20 protein-coding genes are annotated in these 20,038 nt (G+C 32.4%); 10 read left to right on the forward strand and 10 right to left on the reverse strand.

Annotated features, from left to right (window positions below):
* Nucleotides 1-125: 125 nt before the first annotated feature.
* A complete protein-coding gene (locus tag A4F88_RS19660) occupies nucleotides 126-812 on the reverse strand; it encodes an ABC transporter ATP-binding protein (protein WP_068844473.1) in 687 nt (228 codons plus the stop codon).
* A 306-nt stretch (nucleotides 813-1,118) separates the two neighbouring features.
* Here A4F88_RS19660 and A4F88_RS19665 point away from each other — a divergent pair, with 306 nt between their 5' ends.
* Nucleotides 1,119-1,778, forward strand: a complete 660-nt coding sequence (locus A4F88_RS19665) for a DUF6565 domain-containing protein (protein ID WP_068844474.1) — start codon at nucleotides 1,119-1,121, stop codon at nucleotides 1,776-1,778.
* 84 nt (nucleotides 1,779-1,862) lie between these two features.
* Here the strand turns inward: A4F88_RS19665 and A4F88_RS19670 are convergent, their stop codons facing one another.
* From A4F88_RS19670 to A4F88_RS19690, 5 genes are all read right to left on the reverse strand, one after another.
* Entirely contained in the window at nucleotides 1,863-2,714 is an 852-nt protein-coding gene (locus tag A4F88_RS19670) for an alpha/beta hydrolase family protein (protein WP_082815819.1), read from the reverse strand.
* A gap of 147 nt (nucleotides 2,715-2,861) precedes the next feature.
* Complete coding sequence (locus tag A4F88_RS19675) at nucleotides 2,862-3,266, reverse strand: helix-turn-helix domain-containing protein (protein ID WP_068844476.1); 405 nt, start codon at nucleotides 3,264-3,266, stop codon at nucleotides 2,862-2,864.
* Nucleotides 3,267-3,440: 174 nt separating this feature from the next.
* On the reverse strand, nucleotides 3,441-4,220 hold the full coding sequence (locus tag A4F88_RS19680; protein ID WP_068844477.1) for an O-methyltransferase: 780 nt from the start codon (nucleotides 4,218-4,220) through the stop codon (nucleotides 3,441-3,443).
* Nucleotides 4,221-4,270: 50 nt separating this feature from the next.
* On the reverse strand, nucleotides 4,271-4,747 hold the full coding sequence (locus A4F88_RS19685; protein ID WP_068844478.1) for an FKBP-type peptidyl-prolyl cis-trans isomerase: 477 nt from the start codon (nucleotides 4,745-4,747) through the stop codon (nucleotides 4,271-4,273).
* 75 nt (nucleotides 4,748-4,822) lie between these two features.
* The gene (locus A4F88_RS19690) at nucleotides 4,823-6,685 is read right to left on the reverse strand and encodes an ABC-F family ATP-binding cassette domain-containing protein (protein WP_068844479.1); all 1,863 of its coding nucleotides are present in this window, start codon (nucleotides 6,683-6,685) and stop codon (nucleotides 4,823-4,825) included.
* A 243-nt stretch (nucleotides 6,686-6,928) separates the two neighbouring features.
* On the opposite strand from A4F88_RS19690, the gene A4F88_RS19695 reads away from it, so the two are divergent.
* The 4 genes from A4F88_RS19695 to A4F88_RS19710 all read left to right on the forward strand — a co-directional run bounded on the left by A4F88_RS19695 (nucleotide 6,929) and on the right by A4F88_RS19710 (nucleotide 10,153).
* Complete coding sequence (locus tag A4F88_RS19695; protein ID WP_068844480.1) at nucleotides 6,929-7,354, forward strand: DUF6326 family protein; 426 nt, start codon at nucleotides 6,929-6,931, stop codon at nucleotides 7,352-7,354.
* Between the two features lie 22 nt (nucleotides 7,355-7,376).
* Nucleotides 7,377-8,072 (forward strand): DUF4386 domain-containing protein, encoded by a 696-nt coding sequence (locus A4F88_RS19700; protein ID WP_068844481.1) that lies wholly within the window; start codon nucleotides 7,377-7,379, stop codon nucleotides 8,070-8,072.
* 40 nt (nucleotides 8,073-8,112) lie between these two features.
* The gene (locus A4F88_RS19705) at nucleotides 8,113-9,255 is read left to right on the forward strand and encodes a helix-turn-helix domain-containing protein (protein ID WP_068844482.1); all 1,143 of its coding nucleotides are present in this window, start codon (nucleotides 8,113-8,115) and stop codon (nucleotides 9,253-9,255) included.
* Nucleotides 9,256-9,316: 61 nt separating this feature from the next.
* Nucleotides 9,317-10,153 (forward strand): alpha/beta fold hydrolase, encoded by an 837-nt coding sequence (locus tag A4F88_RS19710; protein WP_068844483.1) that lies wholly within the window; start codon nucleotides 9,317-9,319, stop codon nucleotides 10,151-10,153.
* Nucleotides 10,154-10,246: 93 nt separating this feature from the next.
* Here the strand turns inward: A4F88_RS19710 and A4F88_RS19715 are convergent, their stop codons facing one another.
* The gene (locus A4F88_RS19715; RefSeq protein WP_068844484.1) at nucleotides 10,247-11,212 is read right to left on the reverse strand and encodes a hypothetical protein; all 966 of its coding nucleotides are present in this window, start codon (nucleotides 11,210-11,212) and stop codon (nucleotides 10,247-10,249) included.
* A 146-nt stretch (nucleotides 11,213-11,358) separates the two neighbouring features.
* Here A4F88_RS19715 and A4F88_RS19720 point away from each other — a divergent pair, with 146 nt between their 5' ends.
* Nucleotides 11,359-12,777 (forward strand): undecaprenyl-phosphate glucose phosphotransferase, encoded by a 1,419-nt coding sequence (locus A4F88_RS19720; RefSeq protein WP_068844485.1) that lies wholly within the window; start codon nucleotides 11,359-11,361, stop codon nucleotides 12,775-12,777.
* Between the two features lie 9 nt (nucleotides 12,778-12,786).
* Here the strand turns inward: A4F88_RS19720 and A4F88_RS19725 are convergent, their stop codons facing one another.
* The gene (locus A4F88_RS19725; RefSeq protein ID WP_068844486.1) at nucleotides 12,787-13,524 is read right to left on the reverse strand and encodes a tyrosine-protein phosphatase; all 738 of its coding nucleotides are present in this window, start codon (nucleotides 13,522-13,524) and stop codon (nucleotides 12,787-12,789) included.
* 112 nt (nucleotides 13,525-13,636) lie between these two features.
* Here A4F88_RS19725 and A4F88_RS19730 point away from each other — a divergent pair, with 112 nt between their 5' ends.
* Nucleotides 13,637-14,830, forward strand: a complete 1,194-nt coding sequence (locus A4F88_RS19730; RefSeq protein ID WP_068844487.1) for a DUF5009 domain-containing protein — start codon at nucleotides 13,637-13,639, stop codon at nucleotides 14,828-14,830.
* Nucleotides 14,831-14,963: 133 nt separating this feature from the next.
* Here A4F88_RS19730 and A4F88_RS19735 read toward each other — a convergent pair whose 3' ends face one another.
* Complete coding sequence (locus A4F88_RS19735; protein WP_068844488.1) at nucleotides 14,964-15,365, reverse strand: hypothetical protein; 402 nt, start codon at nucleotides 15,363-15,365, stop codon at nucleotides 14,964-14,966.
* 4 nt (nucleotides 15,366-15,369) lie between these two features.
* The gene (locus A4F88_RS19740; RefSeq protein ID WP_068844489.1) at nucleotides 15,370-15,966 is read right to left on the reverse strand and encodes a hypothetical protein; all 597 of its coding nucleotides are present in this window, start codon (nucleotides 15,964-15,966) and stop codon (nucleotides 15,370-15,372) included.
* 141 nt (nucleotides 15,967-16,107) lie between these two features.
* Between A4F88_RS19740 and A4F88_RS19745 the strand changes: the two genes are divergently transcribed.
* The 3 genes from A4F88_RS19745 to A4F88_RS19755 all read left to right on the forward strand — a co-directional run bounded on the left by A4F88_RS19745 (nucleotide 16,108) and on the right by A4F88_RS19755 (nucleotide 19,896).
* Nucleotides 16,108-17,289, forward strand: coding sequence for a BamA/TamA family outer membrane protein (locus A4F88_RS19745; protein WP_068844490.1), 1,182 nt, complete (start codon nucleotides 16,108-16,110; stop codon nucleotides 17,287-17,289).
* 30 nt (nucleotides 17,290-17,319) lie between these two features.
* The gene (locus tag A4F88_RS19750) at nucleotides 17,320-18,483 is read left to right on the forward strand and encodes a glycosyltransferase family 2 protein (protein ID WP_068844491.1); all 1,164 of its coding nucleotides are present in this window, start codon (nucleotides 17,320-17,322) and stop codon (nucleotides 18,481-18,483) included.
* A gap of 84 nt (nucleotides 18,484-18,567) precedes the next feature.
* Nucleotides 18,568-19,896 (forward strand): dihydrolipoamide acetyltransferase family protein, encoded by a 1,329-nt coding sequence (locus tag A4F88_RS19755; protein WP_068844492.1) that lies wholly within the window; start codon nucleotides 18,568-18,570, stop codon nucleotides 19,894-19,896.
* Nucleotides 19,897-20,038: the final 142 nt, after the last annotated feature.

Genomic DNA, 20,038 nt, shown 5'->3' on the forward strand with positions numbered 1-20,038 from the left:
TAAGATGCTAAGGTTCTGAGCTGCTAAGATTCTAAGATTTCTTTTTTTTGAGTAAAATTTAAAGCCTTTTAAGATGCTGAGTTTTTCCTTTTTCGATTAAACAATTAACCAAATAAACGATTAAACTATTTAGTTGTATCGCTTTCAATTAAACCATCACGCAAACGAATAACACGATGTGCATAAGCCGCAATATCTTCTTCGTGGGTTACCAGGATTACCGTATTTCCCTGTGCATGAATATCTCCAAAAAGCTTCATGATTTCTACAGAAGTTTTACTGTCCAGGTTTCCCGTTGGTTCATCGGCAAGAATAATCGAAGGTTTGTTGACCAAAGCACGGGCAATTGCCACACGCTGGCGTTGTCCTCCTGAAAGCTGATTGGGCTGGTGATCCATTCTGTCTGCAAGATTTACTTGTTTTAAAACCTCAACCGCTCTTGCATGGCGGTCTGATTTAGAATATCCTGCATAAATCATAGGCAGAGCCACATTGTCTAAAGCAGTAGTTCTGGGTAAAAGATTGAAAGTCTGAAATACAAATCCAATTTCTTTGTTCCGAATTCCCGCCAATTCATCATCTCTCATTTGGCTGACATCTTTTCCGTTTAAAACATATCGCCCTGAAGTTGGCGTATCCAGACAACCCAATAAATTCATTAAAGTTGATTTTCCAGATCCCGAAGGTCCCATTAAGGCAACGTATTCTCCTTTGTTGATTTCTAAATTAATTCCTTTTAAAACATAAACAATTTCGTTACCTAATACAAAATCTCGTTTGATGTCAGTTATTTTAATTAATGGATTTGCCATTTCTATTTACAATTTTGGATTTAAAAGTACAAAACACTTTTCAATAAAAGGTAAGTAGTATTAAATTGATTTATGTTACAAATTGAAGTTCTTAATTATTGATTTAAGTTTTAATATTTGTTTTTTTAATATTGAAATTTCTATTAAAAAATTGTTCTATAATTTTAGAATATTGTTGTATAATTTAAATGTTTTTTGTGTTTTATTGAATTATATTGTTTTTTATGTTTTAAAAGTGATAATTATGTAATATGTTACTTAGGTTTCTAACCTATATTTGTTATCTAATCTTTAACAATCAGAATTATGAAAAATATACAATTAATATCAGGAATTGCAATAATCGTATTAGGCTTTACATCGTGTAAAGATGAAAAACAAGAAAAAGCGAAGAAAACAATCGACTCTTATATAACCTACGTCGATTCTGTTAAAAATGTAAAAGCTGACGATTTGAAAGCAGATTGGAAAAACGTTGAAGCTGAGTATGACAGAAGAGCCGCAAATGCACAACTGGCACTTGCAGATCTTAAAGATAATGCTGCCGAAACGGAAAAGATAAATACAAGTAAAGTTAAGTACGAAGAGTTTAAAGATAAAATGACCACCGTTTTTGCCCCTCCGGCTCCAAGCCCACAACAACAATTAAGAAATTCCTTATTTGGTGAAGGAAAAATTGGCGAGGATATGAATTTTGATTGGGTAAACGCTAAAAATATTCATAGTGTGTACCAACAATTTGTTCATACCGTAGAGAATAACAAAGATAAATATTCCCGTGAAGACTGGGATAAAATTAAAATCATGTACGAAGCCCTTGACAGCCGAAAAAACACAGTTGAAAAAGAAGGACTTACGGCTGAGGATAATAGAAAAATTGCAGGTTTAAAAATAAAATTTGCGCCAATGTATACACTTAACAGAATGGGAGCTAAATCTGAAGAGAACAAAGAAGCTAAAAAATAATTGAGTAAATTGAATTAGTACTAAAAGACAATCAGAAATGGTTGTCTTTTTTTTGTTTAGAAAGAATATTTGATCTTGTATAAATTACTCTTCAAAGTTTTTTAAATTCTGTAAAAAGAGCTTCCAGATCGTATCCTGAAATCTGGTTTTGAAAAAGCCAAAATGGCCAATATCCTGAACACCAAAATCATTTGCTTTTAAATGTACCCGGGTTACCTGAGCGTTTTTAAATTTTGATGCAATCCAGTCTACCGCTGATACTGTAGCATAAAAATCATGATCAATACTGTAAGAAACAATTTTGCATTTTATTTTGTTATAACGCTCTTGTGTGTTTTTAATGACATCAAAATGATAGTTGGCTTTTTTACACCAATTTGCCCATTCTAATGCCATTCCTTTTGGTAAGTCTTCCATTCGGGTTAAATGACTGGAAGGTAAATAGTTGAAGATCCTCGTAAAAACAGGTATGATTACATACCACAAAAGCTGCATTTTTATTCTTGCAATTCCTTTCCAGTGCACCCAGCTGCCGGATTGTGAAACAACCATAATAATACCATCAAATAGATCATTAGAAGGAACTAAACCAATAAGCTGACCGCCAATGCTGTGGGTAATGATGAATAATTTGCTGTTTGTATTTTTACCTTTAACATATTTAACGACGGATTCAAAATCGTTTTCTGCCCAATTTGAGGCTGTTGTATTCAGTTTAGAAAGTGGTCCGGATTGCGATTCGCCAATTCCGCTGTAATCAAACGTGAAAACAGAGTAGTGCTGACTACAAAGAAACTTTGCAAAATGATTGTAGTAACTTTTTTTTACTCCGGTCGCAGAAGCAATAATAACACAATTAGCATTTGGAATGTCTGAAATGAATTCAGTTACTGCTATTTGATAGTGTAAAGGCGTATTGATTTTTATTGCATTCATAAAATTTGAAATAGTAACAAATGTAATAAAAATAGGATTTTATGTTTTTTATACCAAACCCGAAAAACAAAGTGTTCTTTTTCCTGCTCGTATTTAAAAAGCATAAATGCCGGGCTGGCACAAGGATTTTTCTCGTAGACCCTAAAATTATTTGCTAATCAATTGTTCAAGTCTCGTCATCATTTCATCTTTTTCTTTCAGCATACGCTCAAATAAAGCAATTTTTTCTTCATGAAGTTTTTTTATTTCTTCGATAGGATTGAAGTTGAATGTAGAATTAGGATTTCCAACGCAGGCATTATCTCCAAAAGTATTTGCAATCACATTTACTGCATTATCTTCATCAAAATTTTTAAAAGCTTCAACAGGAATTCTCAAAGAACTGGAGATTTGTTTAAGGAGATTATCTTCAATTATCTCTTTCTGTTCCAGTATAGAAATTTTCTTCTGGTTCCAGTCTTCTCCCAAATCATAAGCAAGTGCTTCCTGTTTGATGCCAAGCATTTCTCTGAAGCGTTTTACGTTTCTTCCCTGATGAATTTTCTGTTCCATAATGAGTGTCTTTTTTCTGAAAGTTCAAAGATAAAGTTATCTGTATTAAAAAGTTTGAATTTCAAAGATAAAAAAACATCTTATAAAACATCTTTTTTTGTCAGATATTATATCTAAATTTAGTATGGTTTGCCTTAATCCGTTTGCTTAAATATAAAGAGAAGGTCAGTAATTTTATGCTCTAATTACAAAGTGTTCTTTTTCCTGCTCGTATCTAAAAAACACGAATCCCCATTGAAAAGTATCGATAGTGACTTTTACTTTTGGATGTTTTTTTATGATTTCCCAGGCTTCTTCCATTTCTGGTGACCAATGAATATCATCAAAAATCCAGACAGAATCGTTGTTGATTGTTGGTAATAAAAGTTCAAAATAAGCTAAAGTTGCTTTTTTAGAATGATTACCATCAAAGTATATTAAATTGTAAGTTGCAGATTGCAGGTTTTCAGAAACTAAAAAAGATTCAAACTCTGAGATTACACTTTCAACGTTGTTTAAATTGAATTTTTGCAATTCTAATTGACATTGATTTCCTGTGTTTGGGCAACCTTCGAGCGTAATTACTTTGGCATTTGTATTGCCTAATGCCATGGCAGAAGTAGCCAGACCTAAAGAAGTTCCTATTTCTAAAATACAATCAGGTTTAAAATAATGAGTCACTCTAAACAACAGTTCAGCACGTTTTGGAGAAATTCCGGCTGTTTTTGCAATCTTCGAGATTTGTCTTTTGTTTGATTTAAAAACTTTCGAACCGGCACCAAAATCGATTACTTCGATAAAATCGTTATTTTCAATAAGTGATTTTCTGTAGTTCTTTAAAATCGAATATTCCGGTTTTGATTTTTTATCATAAAAACACTTTGTCAACAGATTAAAAACAAACGGAGAATGTACACCATGTTCGTTTTTGGAGTTCCAAAGAAATTTTAAATAGGATTGTATTTGAAATAGCATTTTTTGTTTTAGCCAATAAACTAGTTTTAAAACTGTTTTAGCTTTTATAATTATTTGTTTACCGATATTAGCTTAACATCAAAAATAAGTACTGAACCTGCCGGAATACTACTGTAAGTATAACTTCCGTATCCTAAATGTGCCGGAATTAATAAAATTCCACTTCCGCCTGTTTTAAAATAAGGAATTCCTTCTGTCCAGCCTTTAATTACCTGATTTAATCCAAAAGCAATTCCCTGGGCACTACTTTGGTCAAAAACTTTTCCACTTGTAAAATAACCTTTGTAAGCAACAGTTACATTTGAAGCTGCTGTTGGCTGCGCTCCGCTACCAGGTTCATTAATAACATAATAGAGTCCGGAATTGGTTTTTTGAGCAGTTAAATTATTTTTTGCAATATAATCAGTGATTTCTTTTTCGTTTTGGGCAGTATAATCAACTTCTACAGGTTGTTCCTCTTCTTTTTCATTACTTACACAAGATGTAAATAAAGTAAATACTAATAATGCTGATAAAAGGTATTTCATGTGGTATTTGTTTTTTGAGATTGTAAATATAAAAATATGATTTTAGTTTCAAAAGTTTAAAAACGGAACGAAAAATTATCCTTCAATTTTAGCAGATAGTTCAAACCAGCGTTCTTCCTTTTGATTTATTTTATTAATGATATTTTGCAGTTCATTTGCTTTTTTCTCAATATCAGCATCTGCTACTTTTCCATCAGAAAATAATTGTTCGATTTTAGTTTTCTCAATTTCTAAATCTTTGATTTCTCTTTCGATTTTCTGATATTCTTTTTGTTCGTTAAAAGTTAAGTTTCCGGTTGGATTGTTTTGTTTCCAGTCTTTTTTCTCCGCTTTATTTTCTTCTTTTTGAGCCACATCTGCACTGTCCTCATAAGCTCTGAAATCAGAATAGTTTCCAGGGAAATTTTCGATTTCGCCCTGTCCTCTGAAAACAAATAAGTGATCGACAATTTTATCCATGAAATAACGGTCGTGCGAAACAACTAATAAACATCCCGGATAATCTAAAAGAAAACTTTCAAGTACATTTAACGTTACAATATCTAAATCGTTTGTTGGCTCATCGAGAATTAAAAAGTTTGGGTTCTGAATTAAAACGGTACATAAATACAAACGTTTTAATTCTCCTCCGCTTAATTTTTCTACATAATCGTATTGTTTTTTAGCATCAAAAAGAAAACGCTCTAACAATTGCGAAGCCGAAATAATTTTTCCTTTTGTAAGCGGAATGTATTCACCGTATTCTTTAATAATATCAATTACACGCTGATTTGGTTTCGGGTTGATTCCGCTTTGCGTATAATAACCAATTTTAATTGTATCACCTTTTACAACACGGCCGCTGTCCGGCGGAATTGTTCCGGTAAGTAAATTTAAAAAAGTAGATTTTCCGGTTCCGTTTTTACCAATAATTCCAATTCTTTCGCCACGCTGAAAATCAAAACTGAAATTATCCAGAATAACCTTTTCCTTAAATTTTTTAGAAAGTTTATGAAGCTCAATAATTTTGCTTCCCATTCTTTCCATATTAATTTCAAGTTCGACCTTGTTTTCTTTACGTCGGCTTTGGGCTTTTTCTTTAATTAGATAGAAATCATCCTGACGGGATTTAGATTTGGTTGTTCTCGCTTTTGGCTGACGGCGCATCCATTCTAATTCTTTTACAAATAGATTTTTTGCTTTATCAATACTGGAGTTTTCAGAAGCAATTCGTTCTTCTTTTTTCTCTAAATAATACGAGTAATTACCTTTGTATTGGTACAGTTTACCATTGTCCAGTTCGATAATTTCATTACAAACACGCTCCAGAAAGAAACGGTCGTGTGTTACCATAAACAAGGTAATATTTTCTTTGGTAAAATAACTTTCAAGCCATTCGATCATTTCAAGATCTAAATGGTTGGTTGGCTCATCCAGGATCAATAAATCAGGGCGATTAATTAAGATGATAGCCAGAGAAAGACGTTTTTTTTGTCCTCCCGAAAGATTTTTTACTTTAAGTTTAAAATCTTCCAGTTTTAATTTAAATAAAATCTGTTTGTATTGCGTTTCAAAATCCCAGGCATTATGCTGATCCATTGCGTCGAAAGCTTTTTGATACGCTTCTTCGTCATTTGGGTTTTCAAGCGCTTTTTCGTAAGCTTCAATTACCTTTAAGGTTTCATTGTCTGAAGCAAAAATACTTTCTTCAATTGTAAGCTCATCCTGCAAATTATTGTCCTGTGAAAGAAACGCCATTCTGATTCCTTTTCTCAAAACCACTTGTCCGGTATCAGGCTCGTCTAAGCCATTGATAATGCTCATAATGGTGGTTTTTCCGGAACCATTTTTGGCAATAAAAGCGATTTTTTGGTCTTTGTTGATTCCAAAAGAGATATTGTCAAAAAGGACTCTTTCGCCAAATGACTTTGATATATTTTCTACAGATAAGTAATTCATGAAGATATTTCTAGCTGAAAATCAGCTTTTATTAATTAAGATTCTAAAAAAAGATTGCGCAAAGATAGCTTTTTGAATCAGAGAAAAAAAACGACTTTTTAAGTGGTAATATTCCTGATTTATTTTGAATTGAAAGATCAGTAAGGATGTAAATTAAAACCCGATTGTGATGTAACATTTTAAGAAAGGTGTCGACTTATCAAATTGTAAAATAGTTTGGTAATTAATCATTAAATTAAGAGTATGGAAGAAAATAATACTAATAAATTAGAAGATTTTAAAATAAATACTAAAATTAAACTTGCCGCATTATGGACTTCTGTCATGTTTTGCTATGTTTATGGAGATTACTTTTCTCTGTATGTTCCTAAAAAAGTAGAAGATTTTATAACTGGCGAAACATTGCTTGATTCTCCTGTGAAATTATTTCTTGCCGCAATCTTAATGGCAGTTCCGGCTTTAATGATTTTTGCATCTGTTGTTTTAAAACCAAACATAAACAGAGTACTGAATATTGTTTTTGGAATTTTTTATACCGCAATCATGTTATTAATTGCATTTACTTCAATTGCACCCTGGTGGAGTTTTTATGTATTTTTTGCATTATTAGAAAGTATTCTTACATCAGTAATATTTTGGACTGCACTTAAATGGCCAAAACAAATTTAAATTTTAAAAAGATATAAGAAAGATGGATCAAGAATCAAAATTATCGTTTAGAAATACAGGAAGAATTGCCGGGTTGCTATATTTAGTAGTCGTAATAACCGGAATTTTTAGTTTAGGATATGTTCCTTCAAAATTAATAGTCTGGAACAACGCTTCTGCAACTTTTGTCAATATTACAAACTCTGAGTTGCTTTTTAGACTTGGTGTTGTAAGTGGTTTAATCTGTTATATTTTCTTTTTGTTTCTGCCTTTGGTTTTGTATAAACTATTGAAACCCGTTCATAAAACATACGCTCTGTATATGGTAATTTTAGCAATTGTAAGTGTTCCGATTTCTTTTGCAAACATGCAGAATAAATTTGCAGTACTTTCTGTAATTAGTTCTGAAGGACAAGATAAAGATCTTGTAATGTTTTATCTCAATCAATATGATTATGGAAATTTAGTTGTTCAGATATTTTGGGGGCTTTGGCTTTTTCCGTTAGGATATTTAATTTTTAAGTCAGGAATAATTCCAAAATTTTTAGGAATATTATTAATGCTTGGCTGTTTAAGTTATTTAATAGATTTTTTTGGAGATACATTGTTTACTAATTATCCTAAACTTGGAATATCTTCTTATATAAGGCTTCCGGCAACTTTTGGCGAGATCGGAACCTGTTTATGGCTTCTAATAATGGGAGCTAAAAATAATTTAGATGCATTTTCTACAGAATAAGACAAACTTAATTATTTAGATTTGTGATCAAAATTGTTTTATGTATTCGATATTCAATGCGATAATTTGCGGTGCAGCATTTTTACTGACATTTATAATTTTTGTAAACCAAAATAAGGTTAATATAAAAGCCAATCGCTGGTTTGGATGTTTTATATTTTGCATTTTTTTGATCTTACTCGAAAATGTTATTATAGACAGCAAAATATTAAGCGAAACTGATATTTTGAATGAATTAATAAACATCTCCAGTTTTATTGTTGCTCCGGTATTTTATTTAAGTGTCTGCTATTATATTGAGCCTGTTCGAAAATGGAAAGCAATTGATTACCTGCATTTTAGTTTTGCTTTCTTAGTCTTTATTCTTCTTGTTATGTCCTGGGCAATAGATGATAACACTAAACCTGAAGATATAAGTCCTGAAATTGTACAAAAGACGATAGCAATATTTAATTTTATTTTCAGCTTATACGTTTTTATTTATTGTTTTCTGGCTTATAAAAAGATTATTAAGCATGAGAAAACAATTCGTCTTTTAAATTCTACTTCTGAAAATCTGGATTTAAAATGGCTAAAAAATATTATTGTCGGTGTTATTTTTATCACGATTTTTTGGATTTTTGATATTGTATTTCAAATATCCGAAGGAAACAAAACTTTTGATATTCTGACCAGTTTAATTTACTTTTTAAGTATTCTCTATATTACGTATTATTGGCAAAAACAAAAAGAAATTTTTCCTTATAGTTTAAAAGAGAAAGAAGAAATAGAAACTATTATTGTTGAAACCACTTTGCCGAAAGGAAAGCGAAAAGAATTGCTTACAGATGAGGAGTTACAGGAACAAAAAAGCAATTTATTGCAATTAATGGAAATCGAAAAACCTTTTTTAGACTTTGATTTAAGTTTGGTAAAACTGGCAGCTTCGATGAAAATTTCTACCCATATACTTTCGTATGTAATCAACAATGGATTTGATGAAAATTTTTATCAGTTTATAAATCGATACCGTATTGAAGAAGCCAAAAAACTAATGGCTGATCTTGAAACGAATCGATTAAGTTTATTGGGAATTGGATTTTCTGTAGGCTTTAATTCAAAAACGGTTTTTAATACTACATTTAAAAAAGTGACCGGACAAACTCCGTCAGAATATAAGAAACAAATAGGTTCTACTTTATAAATCCGAACGACCAGCCTTTGTTTTTAAGGGATTTTTGCTGAAAATTTTAATCTTATAAGAAATGAAATCAGCAAAAAACATTATTGCAAAAATTGGTCTAAGCTTATTCTTTACATTCGTTTCCTGCGATAAAGACAGTGATAAGAATACTGAAACTTTAAAAGAAACAAAAGTAGATGTTGGAACTCATAAATTGGCAGCCTATTCTATTATTCACAACTCAAAATATTTGGTAGTTTTTGAATCCGGACTCGGAGACGGACATGCTGTTTGGGACGAAAAAAAAATACCAATAAAACTAAACGCCAAGTTAGATGTCCTGACATATGACAGAGCCGGTTACGGAAATTCTGAAAAAGATTCAAAACCAAGAAACATAAATCAATTAAGAAGTGAACTGGAAACTGTGATTAATAATTTTTCAAACGGAAGAAAAGTTATTCTTATCGGACATTCGCTTGGCGGAATGATTATTAGAGATTATGCCGTTAAAAATCCTTCTAAAGTTGCCGGATTATTATTTATAGATCCATCGCACGAATACTATAATCAACTTTCACAAGATGAGGAGGATATGCTTTATAATGCTTGTAAGACCAATTATGGAGCAGATTCTGGTGCAGCACGCGAAGCCAGAGAATTAATAGAAGATTCTCAGTATATGGCAACACTTCCGCATTTGCCAAATATTCCTGTAATTGTAATTTCGAGCTTAAAAGTCGATGCATCTACTTCTGAATCAGACAAACAAAAATGGTTTAAAGCACATGAATTGTTAAAAGACGGAGTTACTGATTTTACACACATTACAACAACAAAATCGGGGCATTATATTATGAATGATGAACCTGATCTGGTAATTGGTAATTTTAATTTACTACTATCTAAATTGCCATAACCCAAAAGCATTCTATGTGTTTTCACGGGATTTGGCTGTTTGGTTAAAACTCGTGAAAACACATAGTAATTATTTTATTTATACGATTTCAGTTTATTGATGAATATGCGAATTCAATAAAAAACTTAAATCAAAACGATGAATCTGCTGCGGAACATTTATAACGGGTTTTCGAACCAGTGCTTCGTTGCTCAGATAATAATGTAAACCGTCAAAAGTGGCGATTCCTTCTATTTGATGAAAAGGAAGCTTAATGTTTATTCTTCGTTTGTTTCCCGATAAAAAATCAGCATTTTGGTAATCATATAAAAGATACAAAAAAGGTTTCCCTATTTTAGAATAACCGCATAAAACGATTCGTTTTTTAGATTCGACATAAGTTGCTCCTGTAACCAGACCTTTTACATCAAGTGTGTTTTTCAATTGTGCAACATGATTTCCGGCCAGATTAGGCAAAACATAAATACTCGTTTTAGATGATTTCCATTGTTTGGTAAACAAATAAATACTGTCTTTTAAAACTATAAAAGCTTCGCAATCAAAGTTAGTGCTGTTTGGTTTTTGAGCAGAAAAATCAGTTTGATCTGCATAGCGAAAAGAAATTGTTTCGATAACAGGTTTTCCTTCCAAAAATGACTTTTTTTCGATTTTTAGAATATTCAGATTCGTTCGGTTTCCGCTGTAATTATTCCCAAAATCACCAATATATAAATGAGTGTTGTCTTGCGAGATTTCTTCCCAATCATGATTGACAGCCTGATCTAAAATGATTTTTTTTCGAATTTTTCCCAATGAATCCAATCCGTAAATTGTTTGGTCATGGTCATCATTGTGTGTCCATAACAAATTATCAAACGCAATTAATCCTGAAGTTTCTTTGATAGAATCACTTAGTTTGACAGAATATTCAGTTTTTAATTTTACATTTTTATAAAAACAGCTTCCGTTGTTTACCGTAGCATTTGGATTATAATTTTTAGAAAGCGGATCTGTACATTCTGTAACCTGGGCATTAGCAGAAAATACAATCAGGCAAAAGAATAAAGTGTTTTTAATCATGGTCTGCAATATTAAATTTGCATAATATAAAAGTAAACTTTTAAAGAATAGATTCTAAATAGTATTGGAAAATATAATTAAAATACTACTTTGCAGTGCTAATTTAAAAGTTAGATTTTATTTTTAAGATTAAGCATAACCCCAATATGAAAATTTTACAAAGACTATCACATTACCGTTTTTCGCGCTATTTTAAACTTTTATTTGTTCTGGTAGATGTGTTGTTGTTAAATCTGGCAACAATCTTATCTGCACAAGTAGTATTTGGAAACTTAGATATGCTCTTGTCAAAAGAGGAAAAAACAGTTTCGTTATTAGCAATTATAATCTGGATAGTGTTATTGCTTCAAAATGATTCTAACCGAAGTATCAGGGTAGAACCTATCGAATCCATATTGGTCAGAACCATTCGAAAATTAGTAATTCATGCTGCTGTAATTTCAGTATTTGTGGTGTATTTAAAATATACTGATATTTCCAGGCTTCGGTTGCTTTCATTCTATTTGATTTTCTTTGGCTTATTAATGATTACCCGCTATTTGTCGATGAAACTTTTAAAATATATAAGAGCCGAAGGCTATAATTTTAAAACGTTTATTATTGTAGGAGCAAATCAATCCGGAGAAAAAATACGTAAAATACTCGCCAAAGATTTGACTTTTGGCTATAAATTTCTAGGCTTTTTTGATGAAAAAACAGATGCTTCTATTGTTAATCCTGATTCGGTTTTAGGAGGTTTTGGATCTATCCGAAAGTTTATTACCGAAAAAAAGGTAGATGAAATGTATGTAGCACTTCATATCGATAATATTGAGATTATTAATGAGCTTACGCTAATTTGTGAGCAAAACATGATACGCATTAAGTTTATTCCGGATTTTCAGTTGTACACCAAATCAAGTAAGGTCGAAGTGAATTTTTATGAAAATACCCCGGTACTAATGTTTCGTCCGGAACCTTTGGAATTTGCCGTAAACAGACTTGCGAAAAAGATGTTTGATATTTGCTTCTCCGGTTTAGTTATTTTGTTAATATTTCCGTGGTTGTTTCCCATTATAATGCTGATTATTAAATTAGAATCTTCCGGACCAGTTTTTTTCAGACAGGAAAGAGCCGGTCGCGATAAAAGATCATTTACTTGCCTAAAATTTAGAAGTATGTATATAAATGATCTGGCCAATCATAAAATTACAGAAAGAGGTGATAGCCGTATTACGAAGTTTGGCGCCTTTATTCGCAAAACAAGTATAGATGAGTTGCCGCAGTTTATAAATGTTTTTTGGGGAGATATGTCTATTGTAGGGCCAAGGCCGCATATGGTAAATGTTGTTAAAGAATACAGCGATTTGATTGATAATTATTTAGTACGTCAATATGCAAAACCCGGAATTACAGGCTGGGCACAAGTAAATGGTTTCCGTGGAGAAACAAAAGAACTCATTGACATGGAAAACCGTGTAGAATATGACATTTGGTATATCGAAAACTGGAGTTTACTTTTAGATATAAAAATTATTATAAGAACAGTCATCAATATTTTCAAAGGCGAAGAAAATGCGTATTAAGCAAATCGATTAGAATTTAAAAAACTGATTGTTTGCAATAACTTCCTTTAGATTAGCAACACTGCCTGTTTTTATCTTTTGGTCAAAAGCTTTAATATGATTGCTGTGATGAACATCTGTTCCTGTAAAGTCATACATTCCTTTTTTTAGAAGTTCATCTGCTATCTTAGCGATTTTTTCGCCATAATAACCCACAATAGCTAATAAGTTAAGCTGAAATAAACAGCCCGCTTTTTTTAGTTTTTCATATTCGTCAAAATCTTTGTGATAATATAGATAACGCTCCGGATGCGCCAAAACCGGAATGTATCCTGCTACTTGTAATTCAAACAAAGTTTTATATAAATACAGCGGAGGGTTTTGATATGATATTTCGACTAAAACATAGTTGTCTTTTAATGTCAGAAGTTTTTCATTTTTAAAATGATTTTCAAACCAGTCATCAATAAAGTATTCGGCAGCAGCCTGAAAAGGGATCTTTATATGATGTTCTTCCAGTAAAATTTTAGTATCGGAATGTTTGGCAATAATCGTTTCGGCTGAATTATTCCAGACATAATGGTTAATATGTGGAGTTGTAATAAATTGGGAAATGCCAAAATCCTGAAAAGCCTTTCCGAGTCTGATACTACTATTGCCATTTTTTGCCCCATCATCTATTCCGGGTAACAGATGCGAATGAATGTCGATATAATTCTCTGAAATTAGATCTTTTAAAACCGGTTTTGATTGTAAAAATGATAACATGAGGGCAAAAGTAAAGAAATAGACAGCATTATTATCACAAATAAAATGTAATAAATGTAACCTGACATTTTAGAATTATATTATATTTGAAATGCTGAAAACATAGAAATTTATGAAAATTAAAGAGAACTTATACAATCAAAGAATTATTTCTATTGATGCTTTGCGGGGAATTACCATTTTTGTTATGATTTTTGTAAATGAACTTGCCAGTATCAAAGAGGTGCCACAATGGATGAGACATATGCCTGCTGATGCTGATGCAATGACCTTTGTAGATGTAGTTTTTCCTGCTTTTTTATTTATTGTCGGAATGTCAGTTCCGTTTGCCTTTAATGCCAGATTAATTAAAGGAGATAGTGCTAAAACCATCTGGACACATACTTTAAAAAGAGCTTTGGCTTTAATAATCATAGGTGTTTTTATGGTCAATGCCGAATATGGTTATGACGCTTCAAAAATGATAATTCAACCTGTTTTCTGGGCACTTTTAGCATATGCAATGCCAATTCCGATCTGGAATAAATATGCCAAAGATTTTCCGGTCTGGTTAAAATACACACTTCAATATGGCGGAATGTTAGTATTAGTCGCGCTGTATTTTTTATATGTTCAGGAAGATACCGGAGAAATTGGAATAACGCCAAAATGGTGGGGAATTCTGGGGCTGATTGGTTGGGCTTACCTCTTTACAGTAGTTTACTATTGGATTGTATGCGGAAGATTAGCAGCCATGATTGTCTTTTTAGTAGTTTGTGTAGCAGCAAACGCAATCAATCTAACCGAAGGAGCTCCATTGCAGCATTTACCGTGGTTTAATTTTATTGCCGGACATTTAACACACGCAGCATTAGTGTCTGCCGGAGTAGTAATTTCACTATTGTTTTTTGACCGAAAAGTAGCAGCTAAGATCAATTGGCCGGTAGTTGTTTTTGCAATACTGTTTTTTGTAGCAGGATATTTATTAAGACCGTATTACGGAATTTCTAAAATAAAAGGAACCCCATCCTGGACCATGTTTTCGGCAACAATCTGTACCGTATTATTCTACTTTTTGTATTGGTTAATGGAAGTGAAAAAAATAACCAAATGGAGTAATTTCTTTATGCCTGCAGCGGCAAATCCTTTACTAATTTACATTTTACCCGGTGTAATTTATTATTTCTGCAAGGCATTTCATATTCATATTATTCCCGGGTATTTCAGAGTTGGAGTTCCGGGAATTATCTGGTCATTGATATTTTCGACAATTATGTTATTTGTCATGAAATTATGCAACAAGTATAAGATTCAGTTGCATTTGTAGTGAGAATTTAACCACAAAAAGCACTAAGATCTACGCAAAGTCCGCAAAGTTTTTCAAGTTGGATTTTAATAAGTGCAATCCACAACAAAAAACTTTGCGGTTAAATATTCTCATTACAACCTGAAACAAGTTTTTATCTCACACGTTTAAACGCAATCGGTCCGTTTCTTTTTTTATTGTCTGTAAAAGTTCCTTCCAGTTTATTGCCGTCTTCAGATAATGTTAGAGTATGTGTTCCTGCAGTTGCCCAGCCTTCAATGGGTAAAGTCACCTTTACGGTATAAACAATGGTATTTCCAGTTCTTTTTCCAGAACCGCTTTCTACAAACTTTTGTCCTTTCCATTCCAGATAATGCGAGAAAATAACTTTTCCGTTTTGTTCCGATATAATAGCAACCGCATTTTGAACTCCGGGATTTATATCTTCCCAAACCCCATTAATATCTGTTTTTGGCGTTGTAGATTTTTTTTGGCTGTAGCCGAAATTTGTAAATAATACAGTAACGAAAAGTAAAAACAAAAGTCTTGTGTTCATATTTTTATGATGGAATAATAACTGATTTTATTTCTAAAAAGGCTCCCGAAACAGGATTGTAATTCACAAAATTGAATTTGCAAAGATTATGAATGTTTAAAAGTTTACCATCTGGTAATCCGTCCTGTTTAAAATCAGACCACAGAATTTTAATCGTACTAAACTTTTTGGGCGAAGGGGCTAAATCTACTCTTGGATGTGAACCTCCGTGTACACAACCATTTCCTTCTTCATTTCCTTCACGGGCTTGTAATTTTATTAAATGCGATGATTTATAAGTAATACTTACGAATTTAGAACTATTCGATAAGTTTGTTGGTGCGCCATCATTCGAATTAGAATCAGTAATTAAAACATTCAGTTCAATTTCTCCAACAGGATTCTCTTTTGCGGTCACTTTAATAATTCCCTTTTCCTGACGAACCTGATTAATAGTTTCCTGATTCTCTATAGTCGGACCGGCAATATACCAGGTTGAGCTTTTGACCAGATTTTTGCCTGAATTTAAGCCTTTGTCAATCGGGGTAAAACCCAATAGAAAAATGCCAATCGTAAATAATAACAGTAAAAAAGAAGTTTGAATTAATGATTTATTCTTCATGAAAATGAAATTTTATTCCAAATCAAAAATATACTTTTTTGTAATCAGTTATAAGTTTCATCATTTTATTATTTCTAAAACTAACGTTCATTGTGAATTTATTTTAAATTTGTAAGATATTGTTCCTGAAAACTTTACGGTATGAAAAGACTAAAATCTATAATTGTTTTGTTTTTCTTTTTTTTAGTGCCATTTTGTTATGCACAAAATGACTCAGTTGTAAATAAAGAAAAAGACATTTTAGATGTTTTGTATAAACTTTTTCATAAAAATGATTCCGTTAGATTAAATCCTGATAAAAAGATTGCTTTTTCCTTACTTCCCGTACCAATAGATGCCAATAAAAATGCAGGATTAGTGGTTTCTTTTTTAACAACCTTTTATCTAGGAGACAGTAATACCACAAAAATGTCACAGGTTTCTTTTTCGCCTTATTTTAGTTTTACCAAACAATACGTTTTTCCTGTTCAAACCTATATTTATACAAAAGATAACAATTGGAATTTTATCGGAGATTATCGTTATATGATATATCCACAGCCTACTTATGGTTTAGGCGGACATAATACAGATCAAAAAATGTCAACGCTGGATTATCAGCAATGGCGTTTCTATCAATTTGCAACCCGTAGAGTAATTGGAGATTTTCGGCTGGGATTAGGATTGTTGTATGATAGTTATCAAAACATTTCGGAGGAATCATATATAGACGATGAAACTGATTATTCGAAATACATGAATGGGGATTTTTCAGATGAAAACTCTTTAGGAGTCGCGATTCAGGGATTATATGATTCCAGAAAAAATAATGTAAATCCCACTCAGGGCTTATATATAGAAGCAGATTACAGAATCAATACCAGTGGTGTAAATGGTGATAAATGGAAGTCGATTTATTTTGATGCCCGAAAATACTTTTCCATTAGTAAATACAAACACAGAGTTTTGGCTTCCAGAGCATTTTATTGGTCTACTTTTGGCGGAAAACCTCATTATCTTGATTTACCAAGTATTGGCTGGGATCGCGAAGGCAGAACAGGACGCGGTTTTACCAGAAACAGATTTAGAAGCAATGCTTTAATTTATTTTGAAACGGAGTATCGCACTGATATTACCAAAAATGGTTTTATTGGCGCTGTTTTTTTTACCAATATTTCCTCGGTTTCCAAATTAGATACTTATGATTTTAAGAAATGGAATCCCGCCATTGGAACCGGTTTGAGGATTAAGTGGAACAAGCAAAACAATAGCAATCTGGTCCTCGATTTTGGGCTTAGTAAAAACGATTGGTCATTACGACTAGGTTTGGCCGAAAATTTCTAACTTTCCCAAAAATCTATTCCTTTATTTTTCATGCAATTATCGGTAATTATTCTTAATTATAATGTACGTTACTTTCTGGAACAATGCGTTTTAAGTGTTCAGGAAGCTATTTTGGCACTTGATGCCGAAATTATTGTTGTCGATAACAATTCGTCAGACGAGAGCTGTCTGATGATGAAAAATAAATTCTCTAACGTAAAATTAATTGAGAATAAGACCAATTTTGGTTTTCCAAAAGGAAATAATATTGGAGTTGAACAAGCCACCGGAAAATATATCTGTATTTTAAATCCCGATACCATTGTTGCCGAAGATACCTTTGTAAAAGTTTTGGCTTTCGCCGAAAGGCAAATCAATTTAGGTATTATTGGCTGTAAATTAATTGACGGTACAGGAGATTTTTTGCCGGAAAGTAAACGCGGAATTCCAACACCCTGGGTAGCGTTTACAAAGATTTTTGGTTTGTACAAGATTTTTCCAAAATGGACTCTTTTCAATCAATATTATGCCCAGCATCTGAGGCAAAATGAAACAGGAAAAGTAGCAATTTTAGTAGGAGCTTTTATGCTCATGCAACGCGATTTGTATCTGGAAATTGAAGGTTTTGATGAAAAATGTTTTATGTATGCTGATGATATCGATTTGTCGTATCGTGTTTTACAGAAACAAAAAGCAAATTATTATTTTCATGAAACCACCGTTTTACATTATAAAGGCGAAAGCACTGTAAAAGATGAAAAGTACATGAAACGTTTTCAGGAAGCGATGAGTTTTTTCTATCAAAAGCATTTTAGAAAATCCTGGTTTTTTGAAATTTTCATTCAAATCGGTATTTGGTTTTTCTCTTTTGTAAAAATGTTTCAGGGAAAAACAAAGGCAAAACCATCGCCGGAAAGAGTCGTTTTTTACTCTTCAAATAAAAAAATGTCTGAAAAATTACCTTCTATTTTGAAAAATAAAGTCCTCTTTTGCGATTTCAAAAAAGAAAAAATGGTAAATTCGTGCCTGATTTTTAAGGGTAAAAAGGTTGAGATTATTTTGGATAATCAGTATGTTTCATTCAAAAAATGTATCAAAATCATAGAAACTCTTAAAGATAAGAACATTACTTTTAAGATTTTCCCTAAAAACACAAATTTTATTATTGGAAGCAATTCCCGAAATGACAGGGGGCAAATTATAAAAATTGAGTAAAAAATTATATTAAGTGTAATTTATATTTAAAATATTCAGTAATTTCGCAATCAGAAAATCAAAATCATCCTTTAGATTAACAATATGGCAAGATTTGAATTAAAGCTTCCTAAAATGGGAGAGAGTGTCGCTGAAGCAACTATTACTAACTGGTTGAAAGAAGTTGGAGACAAAATTGAAGCTGATGAAGCTGTACTGGAAATTGCGACTGATAAAGTTGATAGTGAAGTACCAAGCGAGGTATCAGGAATTTTAGTTGAACAATTGTTTGGTAAAGACGATTTGGTTCAGGTAGGACAAACTATTGCAATTATTGAAACTGAGGGTGATGCACCAGCTGCAAAAGCAACAGAAGAAGTTGCTGCTCCGGCAGAAGTTGCTGAAATTGAAAAAACAATCGAAACCGCTAAAGAAACTGTTGCGGCTCCACAGGATTTTTCAGGATCAGATAAATTCTTTTCTCCATTAGTAAAAAATATTGCCAAAGAAGAAGGTGTTTCTGTTGCCGAATTAGACAATATTGCAGGTTCAGGAAAAGATGGTCGTGTAACAAAAGAAGATATCTTAAAATATATTGAAAACCGTAAATTAGGTGTTGTTGAAACTCCAAAAGTTGCTGTAACTGCACCAAAAGTGGTAGAACCAGTAGTTCAGGCAGCTCCGGTTCAAAAAAGCCAGCAGGCAGTTCCGGTTTCTGTAAATGGAGGTGATGAAATTATCGAAATGGACAGAATGCGTAAACTGATTTCCGGATATATGACAGCTTCGGTACAAACATCAGCCCACGTTCAGTCTTTTATAGAAGTTGATGTAACCAACATTGTAAAATGGAGGGATAAAGTTAAAACCGCTTTTGAAAAAAGAGAAGGAGAGAAGCTGACTTTTACGCCAATTATGATGGAAGCAGTTGCAAAAGCGCTGAAAGATTTCCCTGGAATGAATATCTCAGTTGATGGTGATTATATCATCAAAAAGAAAAATATAAATTTAGGAATGGCTGCTGCTTTACCAAACGGAAACTTAATTGTTCCTGTAATTAAAAATGCAGATCAGCTAAACTTAGTTGGAATGGCAAAAGCGGTAAACGATTTAGGAAACCGTGCAAAAGCAGGAAAATTAAAACCGGACGATACACAAGGCGGAACTTATACAGTTACGAATGTGGGAACTTTTGGAAGTGTTTTTGGAACGCCAATTATCAATCAGCCCCAAGTTGGAATTTTAGCTCTTGGAGCTATTCGTAAAGTACCGGCAGTTATTGAAACTCCTGAAGGTGATTTTATCGGAATCCGTCAAAAAATGTTCTTGTCGCACTCTTATGATCACAGAGTTGTTGATGGAGCATTAGGAGGAAGTTTTGTAAAAAGAGTAGCAGAATATTTAGAAGCTTTTGATGTAGACAGAGATTTCTAATTCATGCTAAAAATAAATTCAGGCCCGGAAAATTTTAATGATTTTCCGGGCTTTTTCTTTTGTAAGAAAAGGTTAAGAAAACAAGTGAGAGCCTTCTTTTGGAGTGATTTTAAAAGTTAAAATCGTAAAATCGACTCAGTTT

The sequence above is a fragment of the Flavobacterium chilense genome, assembly GCF_001602525.1.
GTDB lineage: Bacteria > Bacteroidota > Bacteroidia > Flavobacteriales > Flavobacteriaceae > Flavobacterium > Flavobacterium chilense.

Bases quoted from the DNA above. Each gene is read 5' to 3' on its own strand.
- A4F88_RS19660 (WP_068844473.1), bottom strand. From the start codon at position 812: ATGGCAAATCCATTAATTAAAATAACTGACATCAAACGAGATTTTGTA.
- A4F88_RS19665 (WP_068844474.1), top strand. From the start codon at position 1,119: ATGAAAAATATACAATTAATATCAGGAATTGCAATAATCGTATTAGGC.
- A4F88_RS19670 (WP_082815819.1), bottom strand. From the start codon at position 2,714: ATGAATGCAATAAAAATCAATACGCCTTTACACTATCAAATAGCAGTA.
- A4F88_RS19675 (WP_068844476.1), bottom strand. From the start codon at position 3,266: ATGGAACAGAAAATTCATCAGGGAAGAAACGTAAAACGCTTCAGAGAA.
- A4F88_RS19680 (WP_068844477.1), bottom strand. From the start codon at position 4,220: ATGCTATTTCAAATACAATCCTATTTAAAATTTCTTTGGAACTCCAAA.
- A4F88_RS19685 (WP_068844478.1), bottom strand. From the start codon at position 4,747: ATGAAATACCTTTTATCAGCATTATTAGTATTTACTTTATTTACATCT.
- A4F88_RS19690 (WP_068844479.1), bottom strand. From the start codon at position 6,685: ATGAATTACTTATCTGTAGAAAATATATCAAAGTCATTTGGCGAAAGA.
- A4F88_RS19695 (WP_068844480.1), top strand. From the start codon at position 6,929: ATGGAAGAAAATAATACTAATAAATTAGAAGATTTTAAAATAAATACT.
- A4F88_RS19700 (WP_068844481.1), top strand. From the start codon at position 7,377: ATGGATCAAGAATCAAAATTATCGTTTAGAAATACAGGAAGAATTGCC.
- A4F88_RS19705 (WP_068844482.1), top strand. From the start codon at position 8,113: ATGTATTCGATATTCAATGCGATAATTTGCGGTGCAGCATTTTTACTG.
- A4F88_RS19710 (WP_068844483.1), top strand. From the start codon at position 9,317: ATGAAATCAGCAAAAAACATTATTGCAAAAATTGGTCTAAGCTTATTC.
- A4F88_RS19715 (WP_068844484.1), bottom strand. From the start codon at position 11,212: ATGATTAAAAACACTTTATTCTTTTGCCTGATTGTATTTTCTGCTAAT.
- A4F88_RS19720 (WP_068844485.1), top strand. From the start codon at position 11,359: ATGAAAATTTTACAAAGACTATCACATTACCGTTTTTCGCGCTATTTT.
- A4F88_RS19725 (WP_068844486.1), bottom strand. From the start codon at position 13,524: ATGTTATCATTTTTACAATCAAAACCGGTTTTAAAAGATCTAATTTCA.
- A4F88_RS19730 (WP_068844487.1), top strand. From the start codon at position 13,637: ATGAAAATTAAAGAGAACTTATACAATCAAAGAATTATTTCTATTGAT.
- A4F88_RS19735 (WP_068844488.1), bottom strand. From the start codon at position 15,365: ATGAACACAAGACTTTTGTTTTTACTTTTCGTTACTGTATTATTTACA.
- A4F88_RS19740 (WP_068844489.1), bottom strand. From the start codon at position 15,966: ATGAAGAATAAATCATTAATTCAAACTTCTTTTTTACTGTTATTATTT.
- A4F88_RS19745 (WP_068844490.1), top strand. From the start codon at position 16,108: ATGAAAAGACTAAAATCTATAATTGTTTTGTTTTTCTTTTTTTTAGTG.
- A4F88_RS19750 (WP_068844491.1), top strand. From the start codon at position 17,320: ATGCAATTATCGGTAATTATTCTTAATTATAATGTACGTTACTTTCTG.
- A4F88_RS19755 (WP_068844492.1), top strand. From the start codon at position 18,568: ATGGCAAGATTTGAATTAAAGCTTCCTAAAATGGGAGAGAGTGTCGCT.